At 62.1% G+C, this 19,251-nt stretch carries 30 protein-coding genes; 10 read left to right on the top strand and 20 right to left on the bottom strand.

Features of this window, described 5'->3' with window-relative positions; genetic code table 11:
- The first annotated feature begins 65 nt into the window (after positions 1-65).
- From EY713_RS15560 to EY713_RS15550, 3 genes are all read left to right on the top strand, one after another.
- Entirely contained in the window at positions 66-560 is a 495-nt protein-coding gene (locus tag EY713_RS15560) for a hypothetical protein (RefSeq protein WP_131116384.1), read from the top strand.
- Positions 547-801: a hypothetical protein gene (locus EY713_RS15555; RefSeq protein ID WP_131116381.1), complete on the top strand. Its 255-nt coding sequence runs from the start codon at positions 547-549 to the stop codon at positions 799-801. The genes EY713_RS15560 and EY713_RS15555 overlap by 14 nt, the downstream gene beginning before the upstream one ends.
- A gap of 280 nt (positions 802-1,081) precedes the next feature.
- Positions 1,082-1,312 (top strand): hypothetical protein, encoded by a 231-nt coding sequence (locus EY713_RS15550; RefSeq protein WP_131116378.1) that lies wholly within the window; start codon positions 1,082-1,084, stop codon positions 1,310-1,312.
- A gap of 33 nt (positions 1,313-1,345) precedes the next feature.
- Here the strand turns inward: EY713_RS15550 and EY713_RS15545 are convergent, their stop codons facing one another.
- The 5 genes from EY713_RS15545 to EY713_RS15530 form a co-directional block, all read right to left on the bottom strand.
- Positions 1,346-2,035, bottom strand: a complete 690-nt coding sequence (locus EY713_RS15545) for an HAD family hydrolase (RefSeq protein WP_131119812.1) — start codon at positions 2,033-2,035, stop codon at positions 1,346-1,348.
- Positions 2,036-2,203: 168 nt separating this feature from the next.
- Positions 2,204-2,635, bottom strand: a complete 432-nt coding sequence (locus tag EY713_RS15540) for an NUDIX hydrolase (RefSeq protein ID WP_245573021.1) — start codon at positions 2,633-2,635, stop codon at positions 2,204-2,206.
- Between the two features lie 235 nt (positions 2,636-2,870).
- On the bottom strand, positions 2,871-3,011 hold the full coding sequence (locus tag EY713_RS22790; RefSeq protein ID WP_165491149.1) for a hypothetical protein: 141 nt from the start codon (positions 3,009-3,011) through the stop codon (positions 2,871-2,873).
- Positions 3,008-3,733 (bottom strand): SOS response-associated peptidase, encoded by a 726-nt coding sequence (locus tag EY713_RS15535; RefSeq protein WP_131116371.1) that lies wholly within the window; start codon positions 3,731-3,733, stop codon positions 3,008-3,010. The genes EY713_RS22790 and EY713_RS15535 overlap by 4 nt, the downstream gene beginning before the upstream one ends.
- A gap of 39 nt (positions 3,734-3,772) precedes the next feature.
- Positions 3,773-4,015: a hypothetical protein gene (locus EY713_RS15530; RefSeq protein WP_131116368.1), complete on the bottom strand. Its 243-nt coding sequence runs from the start codon at positions 4,013-4,015 to the stop codon at positions 3,773-3,775.
- A 1,728-nt stretch (positions 4,016-5,743) separates the two neighbouring features.
- On the opposite strand from EY713_RS15530, the gene EY713_RS15520 reads away from it, so the two are divergent.
- The gene (locus EY713_RS15520; RefSeq protein ID WP_131116365.1) at positions 5,744-6,166 is read left to right on the top strand and encodes a cupin domain-containing protein; all 423 of its coding nucleotides are present in this window, start codon (positions 5,744-5,746) and stop codon (positions 6,164-6,166) included.
- A 46-nt stretch (positions 6,167-6,212) separates the two neighbouring features.
- Here EY713_RS15520 and EY713_RS23365 read toward each other — a convergent pair whose 3' ends face one another.
- Positions 6,213-6,341 (bottom strand): hypothetical protein, encoded by a 129-nt coding sequence (locus tag EY713_RS23365; protein WP_281015358.1) that lies wholly within the window; start codon positions 6,339-6,341, stop codon positions 6,213-6,215.
- 346 nt (positions 6,342-6,687) lie between these two features.
- Between EY713_RS23365 and EY713_RS15515 the strand changes: the two genes are divergently transcribed.
- Positions 6,688-7,452, top strand: coding sequence for an alpha/beta fold hydrolase (locus EY713_RS15515; protein ID WP_131116362.1), 765 nt, complete (start codon positions 6,688-6,690; stop codon positions 7,450-7,452).
- 273 nt (positions 7,453-7,725) lie between these two features.
- Here EY713_RS15515 and EY713_RS15510 read toward each other — a convergent pair whose 3' ends face one another.
- From EY713_RS15510 to blh, 5 genes are read right to left on the bottom strand one after another with little or no spacing between them, the layout of a single operon-like run.
- Complete coding sequence (locus tag EY713_RS15510; protein ID WP_131116359.1) at positions 7,726-8,508, bottom strand: sulfite exporter TauE/SafE family protein; 783 nt, start codon at positions 8,506-8,508, stop codon at positions 7,726-7,728.
- Positions 8,505-8,945 (bottom strand): YeeE/YedE family protein, encoded by a 441-nt coding sequence (locus EY713_RS15505; protein ID WP_131116356.1) that lies wholly within the window; start codon positions 8,943-8,945, stop codon positions 8,505-8,507. The genes EY713_RS15510 and EY713_RS15505 overlap by 4 nt, the downstream gene beginning before the upstream one ends.
- Positions 8,942-9,349 (bottom strand): YeeE/YedE family protein, encoded by a 408-nt coding sequence (locus EY713_RS15500; protein WP_131116353.1) that lies wholly within the window; start codon positions 9,347-9,349, stop codon positions 8,942-8,944. The genes EY713_RS15505 and EY713_RS15500 overlap by 4 nt, the downstream gene beginning before the upstream one ends.
- Positions 9,346-9,666: a sulfite-sensing transcriptional repressor BigR gene (bigR, locus tag EY713_RS15495; protein WP_207388339.1), complete on the bottom strand. Its 321-nt coding sequence runs from the start codon at positions 9,664-9,666 to the stop codon at positions 9,346-9,348. The genes EY713_RS15500 and bigR overlap by 4 nt, the downstream gene beginning before the upstream one ends.
- A 17-nt stretch (positions 9,667-9,683) precedes the next feature.
- On the bottom strand, positions 9,684-10,979 hold the full coding sequence (blh, locus tag EY713_RS15490) for a bifunctional sulfur transferase/dioxygenase Blh (RefSeq protein ID WP_131116347.1): 1,296 nt from the start codon (positions 10,977-10,979) through the stop codon (positions 9,684-9,686).
- 186 nt (positions 10,980-11,165) lie between these two features.
- On the opposite strand from blh, the gene EY713_RS15485 reads away from it, so the two are divergent.
- Positions 11,166-11,390, top strand: coding sequence for a hypothetical protein (locus EY713_RS15485; RefSeq protein ID WP_131116344.1), 225 nt, complete (start codon positions 11,166-11,168; stop codon positions 11,388-11,390).
- A 176-nt stretch (positions 11,391-11,566) separates the two neighbouring features.
- On the top strand, positions 11,567-11,743 hold the full coding sequence (locus EY713_RS22785; protein WP_165491148.1) for a hypothetical protein: 177 nt from the start codon (positions 11,567-11,569) through the stop codon (positions 11,741-11,743).
- A gap of 13 nt (positions 11,744-11,756) precedes the next feature.
- Here the strand turns inward: EY713_RS22785 and ku are convergent, their stop codons facing one another.
- The 7 genes from ku to EY713_RS15450 form a co-directional block, all read right to left on the bottom strand.
- The gene (gene ku / locus EY713_RS15480; RefSeq protein ID WP_131116341.1) at positions 11,757-12,641 is read right to left on the bottom strand and encodes a non-homologous end joining protein Ku; all 885 of its coding nucleotides are present in this window, start codon (positions 12,639-12,641) and stop codon (positions 11,757-11,759) included.
- Positions 12,642-12,755: 114 nt separating this feature from the next.
- Positions 12,756-12,989 carry a DUF5961 family protein gene (locus EY713_RS15475; RefSeq protein ID WP_131116338.1) on the bottom strand — a complete coding sequence of 78 codons (234 nt, stop codon included), beginning with the start codon at positions 12,987-12,989 and terminating at the stop codon, positions 12,756-12,758.
- A 50-nt stretch (positions 12,990-13,039) separates the two neighbouring features.
- The gene (locus EY713_RS15470; protein ID WP_131116335.1) at positions 13,040-13,288 is read right to left on the bottom strand and encodes a hypothetical protein; all 249 of its coding nucleotides are present in this window, start codon (positions 13,286-13,288) and stop codon (positions 13,040-13,042) included.
- Positions 13,289-13,332: 44 nt separating this feature from the next.
- Positions 13,333-13,743 carry a lipid-A-disaccharide synthase N-terminal domain-containing protein gene (locus EY713_RS15465; protein WP_425374317.1) on the bottom strand — a complete coding sequence of 137 codons (411 nt, stop codon included), beginning with the start codon at positions 13,741-13,743 and terminating at the stop codon, positions 13,333-13,335.
- Positions 13,736-14,482 carry a glycosyltransferase family 2 protein gene (locus EY713_RS15460; RefSeq protein WP_131116329.1) on the bottom strand — a complete coding sequence of 249 codons (747 nt, stop codon included), beginning with the start codon at positions 14,480-14,482 and terminating at the stop codon, positions 13,736-13,738. The genes EY713_RS15465 and EY713_RS15460 overlap by 8 nt, the downstream gene beginning before the upstream one ends.
- Positions 14,479-15,261 (bottom strand): phosphatase PAP2 family protein, encoded by a 783-nt coding sequence (locus EY713_RS15455; protein ID WP_131116326.1) that lies wholly within the window; start codon positions 15,259-15,261, stop codon positions 14,479-14,481. Before EY713_RS15455 ends, EY713_RS15460 begins: the two co-directional genes overlap by 4 nt.
- Complete coding sequence (locus EY713_RS15450) at positions 15,258-16,967, bottom strand: ArnT family glycosyltransferase (RefSeq protein WP_245572746.1); 1,710 nt, start codon at positions 16,965-16,967, stop codon at positions 15,258-15,260. The genes EY713_RS15455 and EY713_RS15450 overlap by 4 nt, the downstream gene beginning before the upstream one ends.
- A 231-nt stretch (positions 16,968-17,198) precedes the next feature.
- Here EY713_RS15450 and EY713_RS15445 point away from each other — a divergent pair, with 231 nt between their 5' ends.
- The gene (locus tag EY713_RS15445; RefSeq protein ID WP_131116323.1) at positions 17,199-17,438 is read left to right on the top strand and encodes a hypothetical protein; all 240 of its coding nucleotides are present in this window, start codon (positions 17,199-17,201) and stop codon (positions 17,436-17,438) included.
- 34 nt (positions 17,439-17,472) lie between these two features.
- Here EY713_RS15445 and EY713_RS23605 read toward each other — a convergent pair whose 3' ends face one another.
- Together EY713_RS23605 and EY713_RS15440 are read right to left on the bottom strand one after the other, a co-directional pair.
- Positions 17,473-17,715, bottom strand: a complete 243-nt coding sequence (locus EY713_RS23605) for a ribosome modulation factor (RefSeq protein ID WP_425374316.1) — start codon at positions 17,713-17,715, stop codon at positions 17,473-17,475.
- A gap of 76 nt (positions 17,716-17,791) precedes the next feature.
- Complete coding sequence (locus tag EY713_RS15440) at positions 17,792-18,034, bottom strand: hypothetical protein (protein ID WP_131116320.1); 243 nt, start codon at positions 18,032-18,034, stop codon at positions 17,792-17,794.
- Between the two features lie 220 nt (positions 18,035-18,254).
- On the opposite strand from EY713_RS15440, the gene EY713_RS15435 reads away from it, so the two are divergent.
- Both EY713_RS15435 and EY713_RS15430 read left to right on the top strand, forming a co-directional pair.
- Positions 18,255-18,527: a DUF1488 family protein gene (locus EY713_RS15435; protein ID WP_131116317.1), complete on the top strand. Its 273-nt coding sequence runs from the start codon at positions 18,255-18,257 to the stop codon at positions 18,525-18,527.
- 99 nt (positions 18,528-18,626) lie between these two features.
- On the top strand, positions 18,627-19,049 hold the full coding sequence (locus tag EY713_RS15430; RefSeq protein ID WP_131116314.1) for a hypothetical protein: 423 nt from the start codon (positions 18,627-18,629) through the stop codon (positions 19,047-19,049).
- The last annotated feature ends 202 nt before the right edge of the window (positions 19,050-19,251 follow it).

Raw genomic sequence — 19,251 nt, 5'->3', positions numbered from 1 at the left:
ATAGAGCGATTCGCAAGGGGGGAGTACCGGTCCCGCTGGCCACGGGCTACGCGAAGCTCGACGTTTTGAAGTCCGGCCTGATCGCACGCTTCGAATTCCACCATGAGCACCTCACATCGAGTTCGTCCTGGGTTGAACTATCAGGACAAAAGGATGTTCTCGTCCTCGGATTTGCGGCGAGCGTCAGCGATACCGAAATCCGGATCGTGCCTAACGTCATTGCTTATCCTTTCATCTCACTCGTGGACCCAATCCGCCCGAGTGTCGTTGGCGATCGATGGCACTGGGGTCTTGAGACGTTTCCTTCCGAGATCGGGGAGTTCGCCAAGATTTGCGAATATGACAAGCCGCGTTCAGCGGCAGATCTCAATCTTCTTCGTGCCGTCCCTGAGGCTGACGTAAACCAAGCCTTCGTGGAGATTTTCGGAGAGCCAACTGTCCCCAAGGACTGGGGTGGAGAGCGCTCCGACATGTTTACCTCAGTGAAGATTGATCGAAAGCAAGTCTCGGCAGTTCGCATTCAAAGGCCCAGCGGAGTTCCACGCCATGACGCTGGCTGATCTCGGCAAGAACGGGGATCAGATTGATCGGCTCTTCTCCGAACCAGCCGACCTTATGGTGCTTCAGCACTGTAATGAGATCACGTCGCCCGTTCGTGCAATGATGCGCGCCTACGCGACGCGCATGGGTCAATTAAAGACCTACTGCATCATCAATGGCTTCGACACGCTTCGCATTCTGAACGCCTACGAAAAATGCGGCCTTGGTGGGACTTACAAGCGCAAGATCCCATGCGAGTAGGAATGTCCGCTACACGGCTAGATACGAAGGACTGCTATTGGCTCTCAGTGGCTCTGGTTCCGAGAAGGGCAGTTATCGGGGCCAAAGCTGATGAGCTAGCGCCTCATCCGTGAAAGGTGGAAAGGCAATGATCCGTCGGGTGAACAATTGCGCGGGGCGTCGAAGAACGTGGAGTCGTACCGCGCGGCTTGAAGCAGGCCTGAGAGGCCACAGCCGAGATATCTGCAGCTTAACCCAGTTTCAACGCCCCTCCAGCACACTCGCTCCGCTGGAGGCCACCATGATCACAATCACGCTCGACGAGGCCGAGAAGCGCTTCGGACCTCTGCTGGAACCTCGGACGGGTACCTATCGCATGTTCGAGGTGGAAGATGGTGAATGGAGGCCGCATTTTCAGGACGCGGGTGTGGTCGGCTACCAGCTTTACCCGCCGCGATCTGGCGACAGCCCGAAGACGCGGTGGCGGCCGAAGTCACGACCGGGACTGACGCAGAGGGATCGGAAGCCTTGATGCTCGCACGATCGCGCGAGGAGCATTATCGCGTTAACTTGCATCTCGAGCAGCCTTTAGGGCGGTCAGGAGACCCTCTGGATCCTGGTAAATATCGACGGCACCCGCGTCCCTCAATGACGCTTCGGGGAAACCGCCGCACAATAAGCCGGTTGTTGCCATACCAGCCTTCGTCGCGGCCTCGACGTCATAAGGCGTGTCCCCAACCACCATAACGCGAGTCGGCTCGATCTTTAGGCGATCGAGGGCGGCGTTGAAGATGTCTGGACGTGGCTTCGACCTCTCAGCGTCCTCCGATGTGGTCTCGGTCATCTTCAGGTCTTCGATCCCCGCGGCTCGCTTATAGACTTTTAAGTCGTCCGTCTTCGCCGAGGACCCGAGCGCGACTTTTATGCCCCGCTCGATCAGGAAATCGAACAGCTCACGAACTTTCGGAAAGCCGACGACCTGAGGAAAGTACACCCGCTCAACCAATTCTTGTCGAGCGGCGTCAATTTCTTTACCGTGTTTGTCGATCTCGTCCGGCTTAAGGAAGACAGGCATGAGTTGATCGCCTCCCTTCCCGATCTGAGATCTGATCTTCTCGACCTCGAACTGAAATCCAAATTTTGCGAAGGCTTTCTGCCAAGCCTCCGCGTGAAAATCGACGGTGCTCACGAGCGTTCCGTCCACGTCGAAGATCACGGCAGAGGCATCGAGGATCGGTGGGTGCTTTTTTTCCATTTCGATCAACGCGCGCCCGATGAAAAAGATTGCCTGTAGCGTGGAAACCGAGCTCGTCAGGTTTGTAACTACCCCGATTGCGAACCAGAGCAGGCTTGCCGAAGCGGATCGGCGTCGTGGCGACCCTGGAACATCTGCGTGACGAGCAGGAGCTTCATCTCGCCTACATCAAGCTGCCGCTCGATCAGACTTGCGTTTGGGCCTTGAACCCGCGGTTCGGAGCGGCGCCGTACTGAGGAGCGTCCTGAGAGAAGCCGGTAGGTCCGTCAGGATCTTGCGCAGGCCTGGGTCAGAAGCGAGCGCGACTGCCGCATCCACACCGAACCATTCAGTTTTTCGCTGTCGCCTTTCAGGCCACGACTTGCTCTGTTTTGAGACTTGCAGCGCAAACAGCGTCAACTCGCACTCGATCGGCTGCTCGTCCTCAATCGCTTTCATGTAGCGGAAGCGGCCGAGTGCTTTTTTGCCAACAATCCGCCCCTTCAAACCAGCCTCTTCCCACGCCTCTCGAGCAGCGACCTGGCGCGGCTTCAGCTTTGCAATTGGCCAACCTTTTGGAACAATCCATCTGCCGGTATCTCGCGATGTAACAAGCATCACCTCGAGCAAGCCGTCTTGGTCAAATCGGAAAGGCACGGCTCCATATTGCCGATGAAGCGATCTCTTAGGTCGTGCCATACCGATTGATGAACCTTGCGAGCGTACGCGAGCGGAAGGGACTCCGGTTCGGACAGATGATCCCAACTGCCACGGCAGCCCGCTCGCGCGAAGCCGAGGATGTAACAGAAACGGCGAGCTGTCGAGCGTCATCGGCCCAGGCTCGCAACGGAAGCGGTCAGCCCCAAATTCCGACCACTTCCTCGATGATCGACAGCACCCCTTCGAAGTGGAGGTATGCCCAAATTCCCAAGATCAGCAGCACGTTCGCTCCAAGAGAAAGACCCAGAGCGACCCGGTAGAAGCGGAGGCTCCTCATGCGACCTCCTGCTCCCCGTCCTTCTTGATCCCGCGCGCTACGATCTGCAGCGTTCCATCGAACAAGGGACGCTGCAGCTTTAGAGCGTCCGGCGTCGGCGCCGTCATCCATTGATCGACCTCGTCGGGTGTTGTGAGAATTACCGGCATTGCTTTTAGGTGGACAGCGCCGACCTCGGCGTTCGGCATCGTCGTGAGAAACCCGAATAGGTCAGCCGCGACCTCGCCCTCGCGAACCTTCCGCACCGATGTCCACGTGGTCCAGATCCCGGCGAAGAAGGCCAACGGCCGGCTTTCATCAAGCGCGAACCAGATTTCGCCGCCCGCGTCGCGGTTGAACTCGCTGAAGCTGGTGAACGGCACGACGCAGCGGTTCTCCGGTCCGAGCCAGCGCTTCCAATGGGCAGACGCCGTGTTCCGGATGTTCGTCGTCCCGCCGTCCGGCTCCATGCGCAGCAGCGCTGGGAAGTCCACCGTCTTGCCTTTGTCCTCGAGCTTCTCGGCACGCTTCTTGGTCGCCTCGAACAGCGCTTGCCTTGACGACGGCATTCCCCAGCGGGCCATCGTCAGCTCCCGGCCCGCAACGGAGTTTCGCACAATCGGCGCCGAATAGTCCGGAAAGATGCCATGCTGCGGCGGCAAGTTGCCCGCGTGGTTGACCAGCGCTCGCGTGAACTCGATGATCGCGGTCGGGCCTTTGGTGTGACTGTAGAGGTTGCACATGGGATGGAGGTTATCGGCCGCGCGTGTCCGGGTCGAGCCTCACCCGAACAAGGAACCCTTGTCGACCTCGCCGAACTCAGCCGTCACCACCGCATCGGCGAACTCTCCACTATCCGGATCTCCGGTGCGAGAGAACGCGAGAGCGCCGACATGGGTCGGCACCAAAGCCTGGGCACGGCGTCGTGCAATGTCGCTGTTTGGCGCCTCAAGCGCCTCGCCGGCGACGAGATCGCCCTCGTCACTCCGATCGAACGGTACGACGACATGGTAGGTGATCGGCATATGCGACGCTCCCAGGGGTTGCTCTTGTTCCTATTTTGTTCTCATTTCCACCGATGGGCAAGCCTCCCTCTCGTCTCTCCGACTGGCCGTGGGTCCAGGTGCAAATCAGTTGCAAGCTCTGCGCCCGTCGAGGCCGCTACCGTCTGGCGCGGCTGGCGTACCGATTCGGGTCGGAGATGGAGCTCGAGGCCCTGCTCAACGCGCTGGCTGCCGATTGCCCGTGGAATCACTCCGGCCGAGCGCCGCGCCCCTATCAGGCTCGCTGCGGCATCCGCTTTACGGACTGGGATATTGACCGACCTCCTGCCGACCAGCCGGCAAAGTCCGTCAGAACCAAGCCACAGCTTCCGACCCAGTACCACATGCCGCGGCTGGGAGACCTGTCAGGGCCAACGGTCGCGATCATCTGCACTCCGTGCGGCCGCCGTGGCGTGCTCAACGTGGCGCGCCTACTGGCCCGGCACGGGCCCGATCTGCCGTTACCAGCGCTGATCAACATGGTTTCGGTGGACTGCCCCGGCCGGCGGGAACACACGCCGCGATGCAGTGCAGTGTTCGAGGAGATGCCGAGACAGCGTGGCTAAGTCGTTCGGAAAAGCCGTCCAATTAGCTTACGTTTGGACGTCACTTTTTTCCGAATGAGCGTTGATCTTGCTCGCAAACCATAGAGCCTTCCAAGCTGATGATGATGCGATTGTCAGAAGCTGCGACGACTGCGGAGAGAAGCGCCCAACCACACAATCGCTCTCATATTTTGCGCAACAAAACGTGCAACACTGACCGAAATAGAAAGATCGATATAATTGATTTCTCAATCGAATTTTGCAAATTTTTCAGGATGCGAATCTCACCCCTTCCGCCAAGTCCTATTGCTGATGCTCACAAATCCGAGCGAAGCAACGTCTCCCCCCGCCAAACACCCCAGCCGGGAACAATTATCCGGCTTTCTCGAACGGTCGAGATGCATGTCCTGCGTTCGGACTATCCTGGGGCAAGCCTGGGTGCGGGGGCGTCGGCCTGAGCGCGTGCATGCGAAAGCCCCTGCCCCGTCCGACCATCGAGGAGCGCGAGCACGCGCGTATCGCCGCAACTGCCCCGCGCTCCGCCTTTGCCGATCCCTCCACGATGAGTGAGCGCATCGTGACGCACGTCGATCTCGCCCGGCCTCGTCGAGGCGAGTAGTGGGAAAGCTGGAAAAACCGTCCTGGATTTTGGCGCGTCAACGCCCCGCGATTCCATCACGACCTCCTGCAGGGTTGAGAGTACACGCGGTCCGAGATCATGGCCGAGCTCATTCCCGACCTAGAAGCGCTCGCGGAACGCGGCGAGCGACCCGCGGAGGCGACACGCTGATTCCCGACCGTTACTCACTCACTTGGCCTAATGCCTTTCCGCGAGCGCACGTCCGCGGGCCTGGCTGTCGCCCGGGCAGAGGGGCGTATAGGCGGCCGGCGCAGGAAGCTAGACCCCGCCAATCGGCGCGAGATTGCCGAAAGCGTCATCGCCGGGTTGCAAATCAGGCGCTGACATGGCTCGGTTTTACAATGTCAGCCAGCCTACAGTGTCGCGCATAATCGCCCAGTACTGCGCCGATGTATCTTGTGCTCACGGGATGAACTGAGGACTGTATGATGGCTTACTTTCTTGAATTCGCCTGGACCAAAGCCAGGTTCAACAAAAACGGTTCAAGCCGTTCGACGGCCGGGCTATAATGGGGAGGGTCCATAAATGACTGAGACAATCCAGATCGGCCCGATCGTCCTGCGCTTCCTGCGCAGCAAACACGACACCGCCGGCAGCCTCGACATGTTCGAAATGGACGTGGCGTGGGAGGGGCGGATGCCCGTGCCACACTATCACCGCAACTGGGACGAGACTGTTTACGGATTGCGCGGCACCTTGATGTTCCACGTTGACGGCAAGCCGATGACGCTCGATCCCGGCGATACGCTCTTCATTCCGCGTGGAACAGTGCATGGCTTCGAGAACCGCGGTGGCACGCTGGCGACCTGCCTGTGCATGCTGACACCGGGCGTGCTCGGCCCGGAATATTTCCGCGAATTCGGCGCCGTCGTCGCAGCAGGCAAGCCTGACCCGGAGGTGTTGCGCGAGATTATGCTGCGGCACGGACTGGTGCCCGTATTGCCGTAACTATGGCTGATCGTCGAGAAAGGTCCGCGCGCGTGAAGCCGGCGCGTCAGATCGAGACACCTGGTAGCTTGCGCACGATCACGTAAGCCGCGACCACGAGAACCAGAAGGCCGAAGATGCGGCTGAGGACGTTCGCGGGGGCCGACAGTCTCGTTGCCAGCCACGTCTCGAACATCCCGCCGATGATGCCCTCATGTGCATCGCATCTTCAAGGTCGTCGCGCCGTGAGAGGTTGAGACAGAAAACGGTGCGATGCCGAACGCGCATGATAGGATCAGCGCCATCGCGGACGGAGTCGCGCTGCACGCTCATTGCCCCACCGACGCCGCCTCAAAACCACCATCGCGGCCGGACCCGCCGCTCCAACCGCCTGGAGCGACCGCTCGATTATCGCGTCAGAAAACGGCCCAACATGAACGAACCGCGTCCCCGTCATGTCTATGCCATTGTGAGGACCACATAGAGGGGACTTGGGGGCATGTGGCTATCCGTCGACCTTCATATCCCCTGGAGTCCATCTCATGATAACTCGTCGCGATTTTTCGACGCTGCTGGCCGCCGCGGCGCTGGCTCCCGCCAGCTCTGGCCTCGCCGGGGCGCAATCCCGTCCTGTCGCCAGGAACGTCGTGCTGGTGCACGGCCTCTTTGCTGACGGATCATGCTGGTCCGAGGTCATCCCCAAATTGCAGGCCGCCGGCCTCAACACGACAGCAGTGCAGAACCCGCTCACCACGCTCGACGACGCAGTGGCGTCAGCCAAACGGGTGCTGGCGCGGCAAGACGGGCCGACTGTGTTGGTTGGCCATTCCTTCTCGGGCATGATCGTCACCGAGGCCGGTTTAGAGCCCAACGTCTCCGCTCTGGTCTACGTGGCCGCTCGTGCCCCCGATGCCGGAGAAGACTATGCGGCGCTCGCCAAGACCTTTCCGACACCGCCCGCCAGCGCCGGGATTGTATTCGACGGCGATGAGGGACGACTCACGGAAGAGGCTTTTCTGCGCGATTTCGCAGGCGATCTGCCGGAAGCAAAAGCGAGGGTGCTTTACGCCGTCCAGGAGCCGTTCCACAAAGCCCTGCTGGCCGGCAAGACGACCGTCGCGGCGTGGCGGTCCAAGCCAAGCTTCTATGCCGTCTCGACCGAGGACCGGACCATCGACCCGGATCTGGAGCGGTTCATGGCCAAGCGCATCGGCGCGACGACAATCGAGGTCAAGTCCAGCCATCTGTCGCTGATCTCCCACCCTCAAACCATCGCCGACCTCATCCTCAAAGCGGCCGGTCGGTGAGTGCCAGAGACGCGTGCGAGCGGAGGTCGCTTGTCCACCGTAGACGGGGTTCTTTTCACCGCTGCTGCGAGGACAGGAATGGGAGGGCCGGATCGGCCATCACGGTCATCAACGCGTGTCGATGTCACCCCATCCGAGCTTGACCTTTCGGTCGGTCGTAGCCCCTCTCAGTCGACCATGCCGACGGGGCTGGCGTCGGAGCGACCCTGGACGATGCGCGCGACGAGCAGGAGCTGATCGTCGCGAAAGGTCCGCGCGCATGAAGCCGGCGCGTCAGACCGAGACGCCCGGTAGATTGCGCAAGATCACGTAAGCCGCGACCACGAGAACCAGAAGGCCGAAGATGCGGCTGAGGACGTTCGTGCGGGCCGCCAGTTTCGTTGCCAGCCACGTCCCGAACAGCCCGCCGATGATGCCCCCGGCCATGAATTCAGCCGCAAGCATCCAATCGATCAGGCCTGAACTGGCGTAGTTGAGCGCGGTCGCCAGCCCGAAGGTGCCGACGGCCAACAGCGACGACCCGATGGCGTTGATGGTCGGCATGCCGGTCGCGACGATCAGCGCCGGCACGATGAGAAAGCCACCGCCGATCCCGAAAAATCCGGAGGCCGCCCCCGCGAGCATGGCCGTGATTCCTGTGATCAGGCACATGCGGAGATCGACAGGCCTGGGCGTGCTGCTCGCGGGGGTCGTCGAGCGCAGCATCAATAGGCCGACCGCGATCATCAAAAGCCCGAAAAGAAACAGCAAATGCCGACCATCGACGAGCTGACCGAGGCTTGACCCGACAAGAGCGCCGACCGTTCCGGTGACCGCGAAGACGACGGCACAACGCCACCACACATGACCTTTCCGCGCATGAGCCGCAAAATTGACATAGGCGTTGACCGAGACGGACAACGCGCTCGTCCCGATCGCCACATGCGGATTGGTGACGCCGACGACATAAAGCAGGAGTGGCGTCGCAAGGATGGAACCGCCACCACCGACCAGCCCGAGCGTGAAGCCGACGATGCTGCCCGAGCCGACAGCCGAGATGAGCATGTGCAGGCTCATGCCGACCGCCTGCCGACGAGGCGGTCATGGGCGATCATTCCGACCAGCATCGTCGCGACGAACAGGACGATCGGACCGGACCCGATCACCAGACTGGCGACGGCCGGCCCGGGACAGAAACCGGCCAGGCCCCAACCGGCTCCGAAGATCGCCGAGCCGACGAGAAGCCGCCGATCGATGACGCGATTTTGAGGCAGATGAAAGCGCTGATCGAGCACGGGGTGGGATAGCCTGCGTTGCAGCAGGACCCCCGGGATCGTCACCATCACGGCTCCGGCGAGAACGACCATCAAGCTCGGGTCCCAATGGCCGCTCGCGACATCGAGGAAGCCGAGGACGCGACCGGGATTGACCATACCGGAAACGGACAGACCGAAGCCGAAGCAGAGGCCGGCGAGCAGCACAACGATCAGACGGAGAGCGGCGCGACCGGTCATCGGACCAATCCTGTCAGCGTTGCGACACAGATCCCTGCAGACAGGAAGGTCGCGACCGCCGCCATGGAACGGCGAGAGAACCGCGCGAGACCGACGATCCCGTGGCCGGAGGTGCAACCCGACCCCATCCGCGTGCCGAAACCCACCAGAAGACCGGCCACCATGACGACAGGCCAGGCGGTCGCGATCGTCACGATGGGAAACCCACCGAAGCTCGCCGCATTGGCGATCGGCCCGAGAAGGAGGCCAATCACGAAAGCCGCATTCTCGATCAGCCTCTCGCCTTGCAGCAACCGCCCAACGATGCCGCTGATCCCGACGATCCGGCCATTGAAAAGCAGCAGCAGCAACGCCGAACAGCCGAGCAGCATCCCGCCAAAAAGTGGCTGCAAAAGCGCGCTCATGTCTTGTCGTCCGGTGCACAGAAAATCGAATAAAGCGCACCGACCAATTGGGCGGCCTTGGCTTCCGTCAGCCTGTAGAAAATCTGCTTGGCCTCGCGTCGCGTCTCGACGATGCCCGCATCCCGTAGGACGGCGAGTTGTTGAGACAGGGTCGGCTGGCCGATCCCGATCTGCTCCTCCAGCGCCCCAACGGAATATTCTCCCTCGACCAGCGTGCAGACGAGCATCAATCGAACCGGATGCGATAAGGTCTTCAACAGGTTGGCGACTTCGCCGGCGCGCTTTTCCATATCCTGGCGCGTCATGCGGGGCGGCATAGCTAAATCGGGGGCGGTTACCATGTCGATCCGACCAGCACATCGAGTGGAAATTTGAGATAGCGGGTGCCGTTGGCTTCGGGCTCCGGCAGGCGGCCGCCGCGTAAGTTGACCTGCAGCGCGTGGAGAATGAGCTTCGGCATCGGCAGCGTCTTGTCGCGCGACTCGCGAAGCGTCACGAATTCGGCTTCGGATATGCCGTTGAGATGCGGGTTGGCGCGCTTCTGATCGGCGACGGAGCTTTCCCAGCGCGGATGTCGGCCGCCGGGCTGATAATCGTGGCCGGTAAACAAGCGCGTCTCGTCCGGCAAGCCGAGGATCTCCTGGATGGAGTGCCACAGATCTGAAGCGCTCCCGCCAGGGAAATCCACCCGAGCGGTGCCGGAGTCGGGCATGAAGACTGTGTCATGGACAAAAGCCGCGTCGCCGATCAGATACGTGATGGAGGCCAGCGTGTGGCCGGGCGAAGAGAGAACACGGGCCTCGATCGAGCCGATCTGGAACGTATCGCCGGCCGTGAACAGCCGGTCCCACTGAGACCCGTCGGTCGCGAGCGCGGGCCAGTTGTAGAGGCTCTGCCAGAGCGTCTGCATGCTGGTCACGCGGGCCCCGATCGCGATCGGAGCTCCCGTCTTGCCCTTGAGATAGGTCGCGGCTGAGAAATGATCCGCATGGGGATGCGTGTCGAGAATCCAGTCGACTGTCAGTTCATGCGCCTCGACGTAAGCCAACAGAGCATCGGCGTTGGTGGTGCCGGTCGCACCAGAACGCTCGTCGAAATCGAGAACGGGATCGACGATGGCGCATCGCTTCGTTGTTGGATCGGACACCACATATTGAATGCTCCGGGTCCGCTGATCGAAGAAGCCTTCGACGACCGGAACGCGCTTGGCCTCACGATCCAGCCAACGACCGGCGCCGGACAGGTCGAAGCCGTGGCGGCTGCCGAAGCTGTCCACATCCTCGCGCGCCATCCGGTGATCCAACACTTCGCCGATCACATGGAGCATCAAGGCCCGCAGCCCGGTCTTACAATGCGCGAGAGTCGGCCCCTTGGCTTGCGCGACAGCCTCTTGAAAGGCGCGGACGTCCGCTGTGGTGATGTTCGATCCCATGACAGGGATGAAGCGATAGGCCATCCCGGCCCCGTCAGCTGCAGCTCGCTCGGCGGCATTTCCGGGCTGTCCGTTCTCTTCGCCATCCGGACGCGCATTGACCAAAGCCGCGTAGCCAGCGGCGGCAAAGGCCGCAAACTCGTCCGGGCTCGGCTGCGGCACGACCGACAGGCGGTCACTTATCCTCACGGGTTGCATCGATCGTCCCTTCTGTTGATATACAGTTATATATAATGTATATTATCAGGACGCAAGGATGATCTGTCTGTTCGTCGTCGTTTGATGCGTCCGAGGTCCGATGTTTCGGCGCTGCTCTTGATCAACGGGGTCGACGCCGACGAGCGCTCTTGGGTAACGTCGCGCGACCGAGAAGAGGACGTCCCCATGGCCAAGAGCCTCAAGGTCTACCAAGCGCAATTCGGCTTCTACGATTCGGTGGTGGCGGCAGCGAACCAGAAGGCCGCTCTACGGGCCTGGGAAACGCATCAAAATTTGTTTGCCGAGGGGCAGGCCCATGTCGCGACCGATGAAGCGGCCATCGCGGCCGCTTTGTCCAGCCGGACGTGCCGCTCAAACGCGCGGTCGGGTCGACCGATCCCTTCGGCTTAAAGCCGGGCCTGCCGCACATACCGGATTTGCCGCCATCGCGCGAAAAAAAGGCGGCTAGAAGACAAGCGGCACCCGCCACAGCTGCGGCGCAAGTCGTTCGGGCAAGCCCAAAACCCGCTCCGAAACCGCAGCCACCACCGCCGGACCGGAGACGGCTCGATGCGGCCGAGGCGGCTATGCGGACCCTGGAGGATGAGCGCCACCGGCAGACGCAGGCGTTCGAGCAGCGGCGGACGGATCTCGCGCGGGACGTCGCAGAGGCGCAGTCCCGCTGGGATGCCTGCAGACGAACCGCCGAAAAGGACTTGGATGCCGCCGCTGTGGCCTATCGCAAAGCGGGCGGCACTGATTAACGGGCCGGCGTTGTCACGTCGCTTTGCGGCGGCGCGGCGCCGCTTTGCGATCCGCGTCCTTCGTCTTGGCTTTGGTGGCCGTCTCGCCGCCTGCCTTGGCGGCTTTGCCGCTCGAAACAGCACCGTCTTTCCGGGCAATACTGGCCTTCAAGGCGGCCATCAGATCGATCACGTTAGTCTCGGACGGGGGCGTAGCCGCCACGGACTTGTGGCCCTTCTGCTTGTCGGCGATCAAGGCTTTGAGGGCCTCCTCATATCGATCCTTGAATTGGCTGGGATCGAATGGTCCTTCCTTTTGCTCGATTATCTTTTCGGCGATTGCGATCATCGAGGCATCCGGTTCATCGTCGCTGATGGCGCCGAATAGATCTTTGGCGCTTCTCACCTCGTCTGCGGTCCGCAGCGAATAGGCGAGAATACCCTGATCGCGCGGCTCGAGCGCCATGATCCGTTCGCGGGTCGAGAGCACGACACGCCCAAGGGCGATCTGTCCGGAGCGCCGCATCGCCTCTCGGATGACGCCGAAAGCCTCCTGCGCCATCTTGCCGTCAGGCGCGAGAAAATAGGGGTGGTCCCAATAAATCCGGTCGATTTCATCGGCCGGCACGAACCGTTCGATGTCGATGGTCTTGGTGCTTTCCAGCTTGACCGATTTGATCTCCTCGTCGGTCACGAGAATATACTCGCCCTTCTCGACCTCAAAACCTTTGACCAAGCTCGACCGCTCGACCGGCCCCGTGTCCGGGTCGGTGGTGATCATCTTGATGCGGTTTTTCGTCTTGGGATTGAGCAGATGGAAATGCACGTCGCCCGCAGCATTGGTGGCCGTGTAAAGCGCCACCGGGCACGTCACCAGGGACAATCTCAGGTGGCCTTGCCATGTCGGACGTAGTGCCATTGTCGGCTCTTTTCCAAGGTACGAAGAGCGACGACCAGATCGTTTGTCCGGACAGCCGCACCGCCGACGTTGTCGGTCGCGCCGAATCAACGACGCGACGCAACATTGGTTCGGTCAGGTAACGGGAGTTGCTTCCCCCGTGTCGAGGTGAACCACGAAGCTGTGTTCATGGCCGCTGTGAACATCATGCACCACGATGTTGACCTCGAGCGTCTGCTCGGCCGAGAGACTCAGATGCTCGACATAAGCGATGGCTGCGGCCTCGAAGCTCGGCTCGCTCACAAGGCGGCCATGATGGGGATCCTCATGGCGCGCCCGAACCCTGAAGTCGCGTGTAGCGTCTGACATGGTTTGACCTTCGCGACGTAAACCCGTGTTGGGATAAGAGACTCCACGTCTTAGAAGGTCGGCGTCCCGGCTGGGGTCGGCGACGGCACGGGAAATAGACCCGGCACACTGGACGGTTCGGCCCAACCTGGAGGGTCGATGACGTCGGCACCGGGATCCGGCACACCGCCCGGCGCTGGCTCGTCGTTACCGGGTTGCGGCGGGTAGGCCGGCACCGAACCCGGGACGGACGGGTCTGCGGGATTGTTCGGATCGTTGACGGGTTGGGGCTTGTAGTCGGGCGGAAGGTCGGTCGGCATTTTGGCTCCTCGACGAATGGACCAGCGCGGCCCATGGTCCGACGTCAACCGTCCGATGCGGTGATCGGTTTCGTCGGTGTCGGGGCCGCGGATGCGGTTCCGTCCGGCTCAGCTTCGGTGGTGGATGACGCCTGCCGTTTGGCACGGCGCGCGTTGCGGGCAATCAGGATGAGGTTGCGGGTATAGATAAAGACCGCGAGAACCTGTCCGAGGATGATGATCGCGTCGTGCCGAACGAAGCCGTAGATCAGCGTCATGACGCCGCCCAAAAGCGACAGGACCCAGAAGGCCACCGGGATAACGCTCCGGCCCTCGCGTTCGCTTTCGATCCATTGCACCAGGAAGCGCCCGGTGAACACCAGTTGCGCCACCAAGCCAAACGCAAACCAGATGTCGAACTTGTCGACGAACACCTCGTGGAGATAGGTCTCGACCGACAGGGAGAGGCTATACAACACGAGCGTCGCCTTCGCTGACCACCGGCCGGGTCTTGTGCCGGCTGATGAGCCAGCGGACGCCGAGCAGATCGCCGATGCCGACCCAGAGCCGATCGAAAAAACCGTAATTCGACACGCCGCTGAGGCGAGGCCGATCCACGACGTCGACCGTCGCGATCGAATACCCCTCCCGCCGCACCAACGCCGGCAGAAAACGATGCAGCCCGTCGAAGAAAGGCAAATCGAGATAGACCGCCCTCGGAAAGCACTTCAGGCCGCAATTGGTGTCTCGCGTTCCGTCCTGCAGGATCGCGTCGCGGATCGCATTTGCGGCACGCGACTGCCATTTTTTGAAGCCGGTATCCTGACGGCGCAGCCGCTGGGCCGCCACGAGACCGCAGCCAGGCCCCGCTTGGGCCAGGGTCGAAACAAGGTTTGGAATGGTAACGGGATCGTTCTGGCCATCGCCATCGATGGTGACGATCACGGGCGCGCGGGCGGCCCGAACGGCTGTGCGAACAGCTGCCGACTTTCCGCAGGACTCGGCGTGGCGGAAGCTGCGTAGCCAGGGACGCTGGGCCGCCATCCGCGCGAGTTCGGACGCGGTCTGGTCGCGCGAACCGTCGTCGACATAAATGACCTCAAAGGGTCCCGAGCCCGCCATGGCGACCTCGATCTCGCGGATCAGAGGCTCGATATTGCCGCCTTCGTTGCGAACCGGAACCACGATCGAGACATGCGGCACAGGAGCGGTCATGGGGCGAAGCCGCGTGCGGCGAAAGCGCCGCTGAAAAGCCCCGGCTGCTTCAGCCGAATGGTTGAACCGACGCGATCAAACGCGAGGTGCCAGCCTGCGAATAGACGGGTCACGATAGTGGCCGAAACGATTCCCAGGGCGGCTCCGGCGACGACATCACTGACGTAATGCGCCTCGACCGCAACGCGTGACGCCGCCACCAGCGTGGCGAGCAACAGAAGCACGATCCGCCAACGCGGCGCGAGTGCGCCGAGCGCGATCGCGACCGAGAAGACTGTGGCGGCATGACCGGAGGGGAAACTCGCGAGGCTCGCCTTCATCGAGAGGATATCGAAATGATAGGCCCCGAAGGCCTCCATCAACGTCGGTCTGGCCCGACCGACCAAATGCTTGATGACCTGCGCCAGAATGCCCGACACAGCCAAGGTGGCGAACACGTAGGCGCCGCGCTCGGCCAGCACCGTCAAGGCCTCATCCCACCGTCGATCGGCAGACAAGTGGCGAACCAGCAAAGGGCCGATCGCCACGAGAGCTGCCAGCGCGAACATGTAGCCCGATAGACCGAGATCGCTCAGATAGCTCGCGGCGCGAATATCGCCCGGCGGTAAATCCGCCATCGCGGTCGCGACGCGGACGTCCACCACGGATGACAGCAACACGATCGCTAAGGCGAGCATCAACACGGCGGCGAACCGGATCGCCACGAGCGACGGCGCCGCAGCGTCGATTTTGGTCACGCCCGCGATCACGGCGCGATCGGGTCTCATCTGCTGCATCATGGCGAACCGTCCTGCCGCACATAGACACCGATGTCGAGCTTTTTGCCCCCGTTGATGTTGAGACCCGCAGCCCGGGATGCCAACGAGACCTCGGGCGCGGTGCCGAGCGCGCTGAGGAAAGCGGCTTCACCTGGCTGGTCGACGAAGGCGACACGGCACGGACCCGCCTTCATGAAAGCGGCGGCCCCGGCACCGTCAGTCATCAGCAGACGGGTATCGGTTAAAAAGACGAGGCTGGGTTCCCGATCGCCGACGGTCGCGTAAAGGGGCGCTCCACAGCCGGGACGAGCCGCGATGGCGGCCCGTCCGGCATCGGCAAGGCGCGGCGAAAGCCCGATCAGATCCGCATGGGTCTGGTTCATGAACCAGCCGAGGATGAAGCCGTTGACGATCAGCGCTGCGACGACGGAGCAGAGGATGGCGGATCGTATGTCGCCCCGACGCACCCGCTGGATCGCCAGGATCGAAACCGCGACGGCCGCAACAAAGGCCAGAGCCGCGACCACGATCGTCGCTGGGTCGATGGTCGATGCGACCCTGCCCTTTGCAGCCACCAGCGCGACCGGAAGCGCGATCGGGAGCAGCAGCGCCGCAAGACCGAAGACCGCAAGCCGCACACGCCCGATCCGGTCCACTTGGCGCAGCCACGTCGCTCCCATGGCCGATAAGATCGCCAAGGCGGGGTACATCGGCATAACGTAATGCGGCAGTTTGGTCGGCACGGTTTCGAACAGGATCCAAGCCGGAACCACCCAGGCGAGCAGAAAGAAGACGCTATCGCTCCACCGCTGCTTCCAAACGATGGGCGCAGCCAGCAGGAGAAAGGGCGCCATGGGCCATCCGGTCACCCACAATGCCACGAGATAGGTACCGAGCGGTGCCCCATGCGATTCCTGGCCGCTCCCGACTTTCGCGAGCATGTCGTGCCCGACAGCCTCGCTGAAGAAGGCACCCCCCGACGCTTTTACGATGAGCACGAACCACGGCAAAACGATCAGCAGGCACCAGACCAGCCCGGCCCACGGCCGCAGATTGGCCAACCATCGCGCCGAGCGGTGGCGCAGGCTCAGCGCAATGACGGCGAAGATCACGACCATCGGCGTGATCGGTCCCTTGATGAGAATGCCGATCCCGATCGCGGTCCAGAACACTGTGCAGAGCCACAGCTCGAGCGGGCGATTTTCGGTTCGGCGCATCCAGGCGCGCGCCAACGCGCCCATCGCGGCCACGACGGTCGCGAGCAGCACCGCATCGGTCTTGGCCAAATGGGCTTCGACCACCAGAATGACGCAAGGAGCCATCAGCAGACCGGCCAGCACCGCCGTTCGCCGCTGCGTGAGCGCGAGCGCCGTCCAATAGGTCAGCAGAACCGCCGCCAAGGCCCCAAGCAGGGACGGGATCCGGTAAACCCAGATACTGGTCCGTGCATCGGCGACGCCGAGACGTTCGGCGACCGAGACCGCCCCGGCCTGCATCCAGTAGATGCCGACCGGCTTCTTGTTGCGCGCTTCGTCTTGGAAGCGGATCGCCACATAGTCGCCGGATTCGAGCATCTGCTTGGAGGCTTGAGCAAAGCGGGGCTCGTCGCGGTCCATGGGGAACAGGCCGGCGAAACCAGGCAGATAGGCCGTGAGCCCGACCAGGATGAGGAGAGCGCAGGCGAGCGCGTGATGACGAGAGACGCGGTCGAGTAGTCCATCAAACACGAGATTGCCGATCCAAGAGCGGCGCCCCTCCTCAGCCCAGGATGCAGCCGATCCCAAACCGGACGGCGCCCGATTGCGAGTGCAATCCCGTCGCACGGGACGGGACTGCTTCACGCGCGGGAGAAGCATCATCAGGGCCGCAGGGTCAAGTCATCCATGCCGGCTGCGCCGTGATGCATCTAAATCGGCGACGCAAGACTTGTCCGACAGACGAGCCAGAAGGAAGACAGCATGTCGTTGCCGAACACCAATGATCCGGTCCTGCCTCCCGTCATGCCCCCTGAGGTGCCGACAAACCCATCCGAAAACGGTCCGGTCGAGCCGATTGGCATCCCGTCGCCGCCGGCAAATCCCATTGACGATCCGTTGAGCCCGGAACCGATCGGCATCCCGGATGACGCGCCGAACGATGTGCCGGACCCGAGCCCGTCAGATGATCCGTCCGGCCCTCCCGGTACGATCGTGTTCTGAGACGGCGAGCGAAGGGCGAGATCGTTATTGCCGGTTAGCGACGCACTTTCGGCAACTCGGCGTCGATATGGGCATCGCTGATATCGTCAGTGTTCGATCGCTCGGACCGAAAATCGGGGTCTTCGTCAAGATCGAATGTTGCGCGCCATCCCGCACTCCACTCACGGCGATCCTCCGTCCCGGGACAATGCGGGTTGGCAGATGCAGGCTGCCCAGCAGCACGAGCATCGGCCCCCTCTTCAAAAGTTCGGCTGGCGCTTGATGCAGGTCTGGACATCGGAGGTCCTCGCGTATCGCAGCGCTAGCCTACACGCGATTGGCTCGCTTTTCGAGTCGCGATCCGAGATGTGCGATCAAACGCCTTCGAGATAGACGAAGCCGCGATGTCGCATACAGGTGGTCAAAGCGCTCCGCTGATCCCGCATTGGAGCGGCGGCGCGTTCGCATTCGGTCAGAGCAGCCGCAACTTCGCCGGGGATTTGCGCTTGCGAATCCGCGCGGTGCCAATGGGCGCCGAGCGGCGGCTGGGAAGCCATACAGGCTCCGAGTGTCGTTGCGACCATGCAGCTCCACACGGCCTGTCGAATCAAACCCACATCGTCATCCTTGCTGCTGTCGGGACCGCCTCGATCAACGGACCTGCTTAGAAGGCGGATCTCCGGAACGCAAGGCCGACACAGTTTGGATTGGAGGTCGACGCGAAACGGTTACTCGACTAGGTCGCGCCGAGCCTTTAGCGCTAAAGCGGGGAAGACAGGTGACTGACGTCGGCGCGGAACGCTTCGCGAGAGATCGTCGCCCCCGAATGGATGTGTAATGCCGCTGACGACGATGAACGAACCAGGCGAAGTCGATGCTTTCGGCGTTCGCTTCAAAATGGAAGATCATGGCAAGGTGGTTCGATGCCACGTTTTTCGGGCCGCCATTGATCAGGGCGAAACCCGGGTTTCCCGCACCGACGATGATCGTCTGGCGCGCTTCCAACGCAGCAGAGCGTTGTTCGAGTTGCGCGCCAGCCATCTTTACGACGCTGGTCATCGGACGCCTTGGGTGGATGCTTGGCCGGAATCCTACGAGGAGGAGGACTGAAGAGCCTTCCGATTCAATCAGCATGGTCAGCAACCATGCCTTGAAACGGCTTGGTTTCCGCGATTCTGTCGTGTCGGGTTCAACGATACGAGCAGAGACGTGACACGACCATATTCAACCGCATTGATGATCGGTACACTGCTGATCGCGACGACATGTTTGGCCAGCGCGCAAGCGGGCGTATCGGCCGGTGACGCAAGCGACTCGCTCCTGGTGCCGCCCAGTCTCCGCGCAGCCTCTGCAACGACGGCGCCTCCTACGCCGTCGATCCGACAGGGCATTAAGCCCCATCGCAAGAGCGCGACGCGGACCCGAGACCCTGCCTCCCCGCCCCAGCCTGCCGCCCTGCCCCATCCTGTCGCCGACCGCCATCCGGCGGGGCCCGAGACCGGCAATCCGATCGCGTTCGGCGTTCATGTCCAAGGTGCCAACGATCCGCACGTCTACAGCCAGACGATGGAGTCCCGCGACCAGGGCTCCGGGGGCAGCGGAGCGACCGTGGGGATGAAATTCGGTTTTTAGCGCGAGCGCTGCCTGTCAACGACTGTGTCGCCGCGATTCAGCAGACGATGCGCGATCCGTCCGCGACAACTCGTCTCGACCATCGTTCACGCCGCGTGTCGCCGACCGTTCGCCATCGTACAGTATCGCTTCATATCTCGCTCAATAGCCTTGACAGACCTTGATGCGACCGTGGGCTAAGGGATAGCAGGCGCCGCAAAAC

The sequence above is a fragment of the Lichenihabitans psoromatis genome (genome assembly GCF_004323635.1).
Lineage (GTDB): Bacteria > Pseudomonadota > Alphaproteobacteria > Rhizobiales > Beijerinckiaceae > Lichenihabitans > Lichenihabitans psoromatis.
Note: the sequence above shows the minus strand (reverse complement) of the source record. Positions and strands in the feature narration are given on the sequence as shown.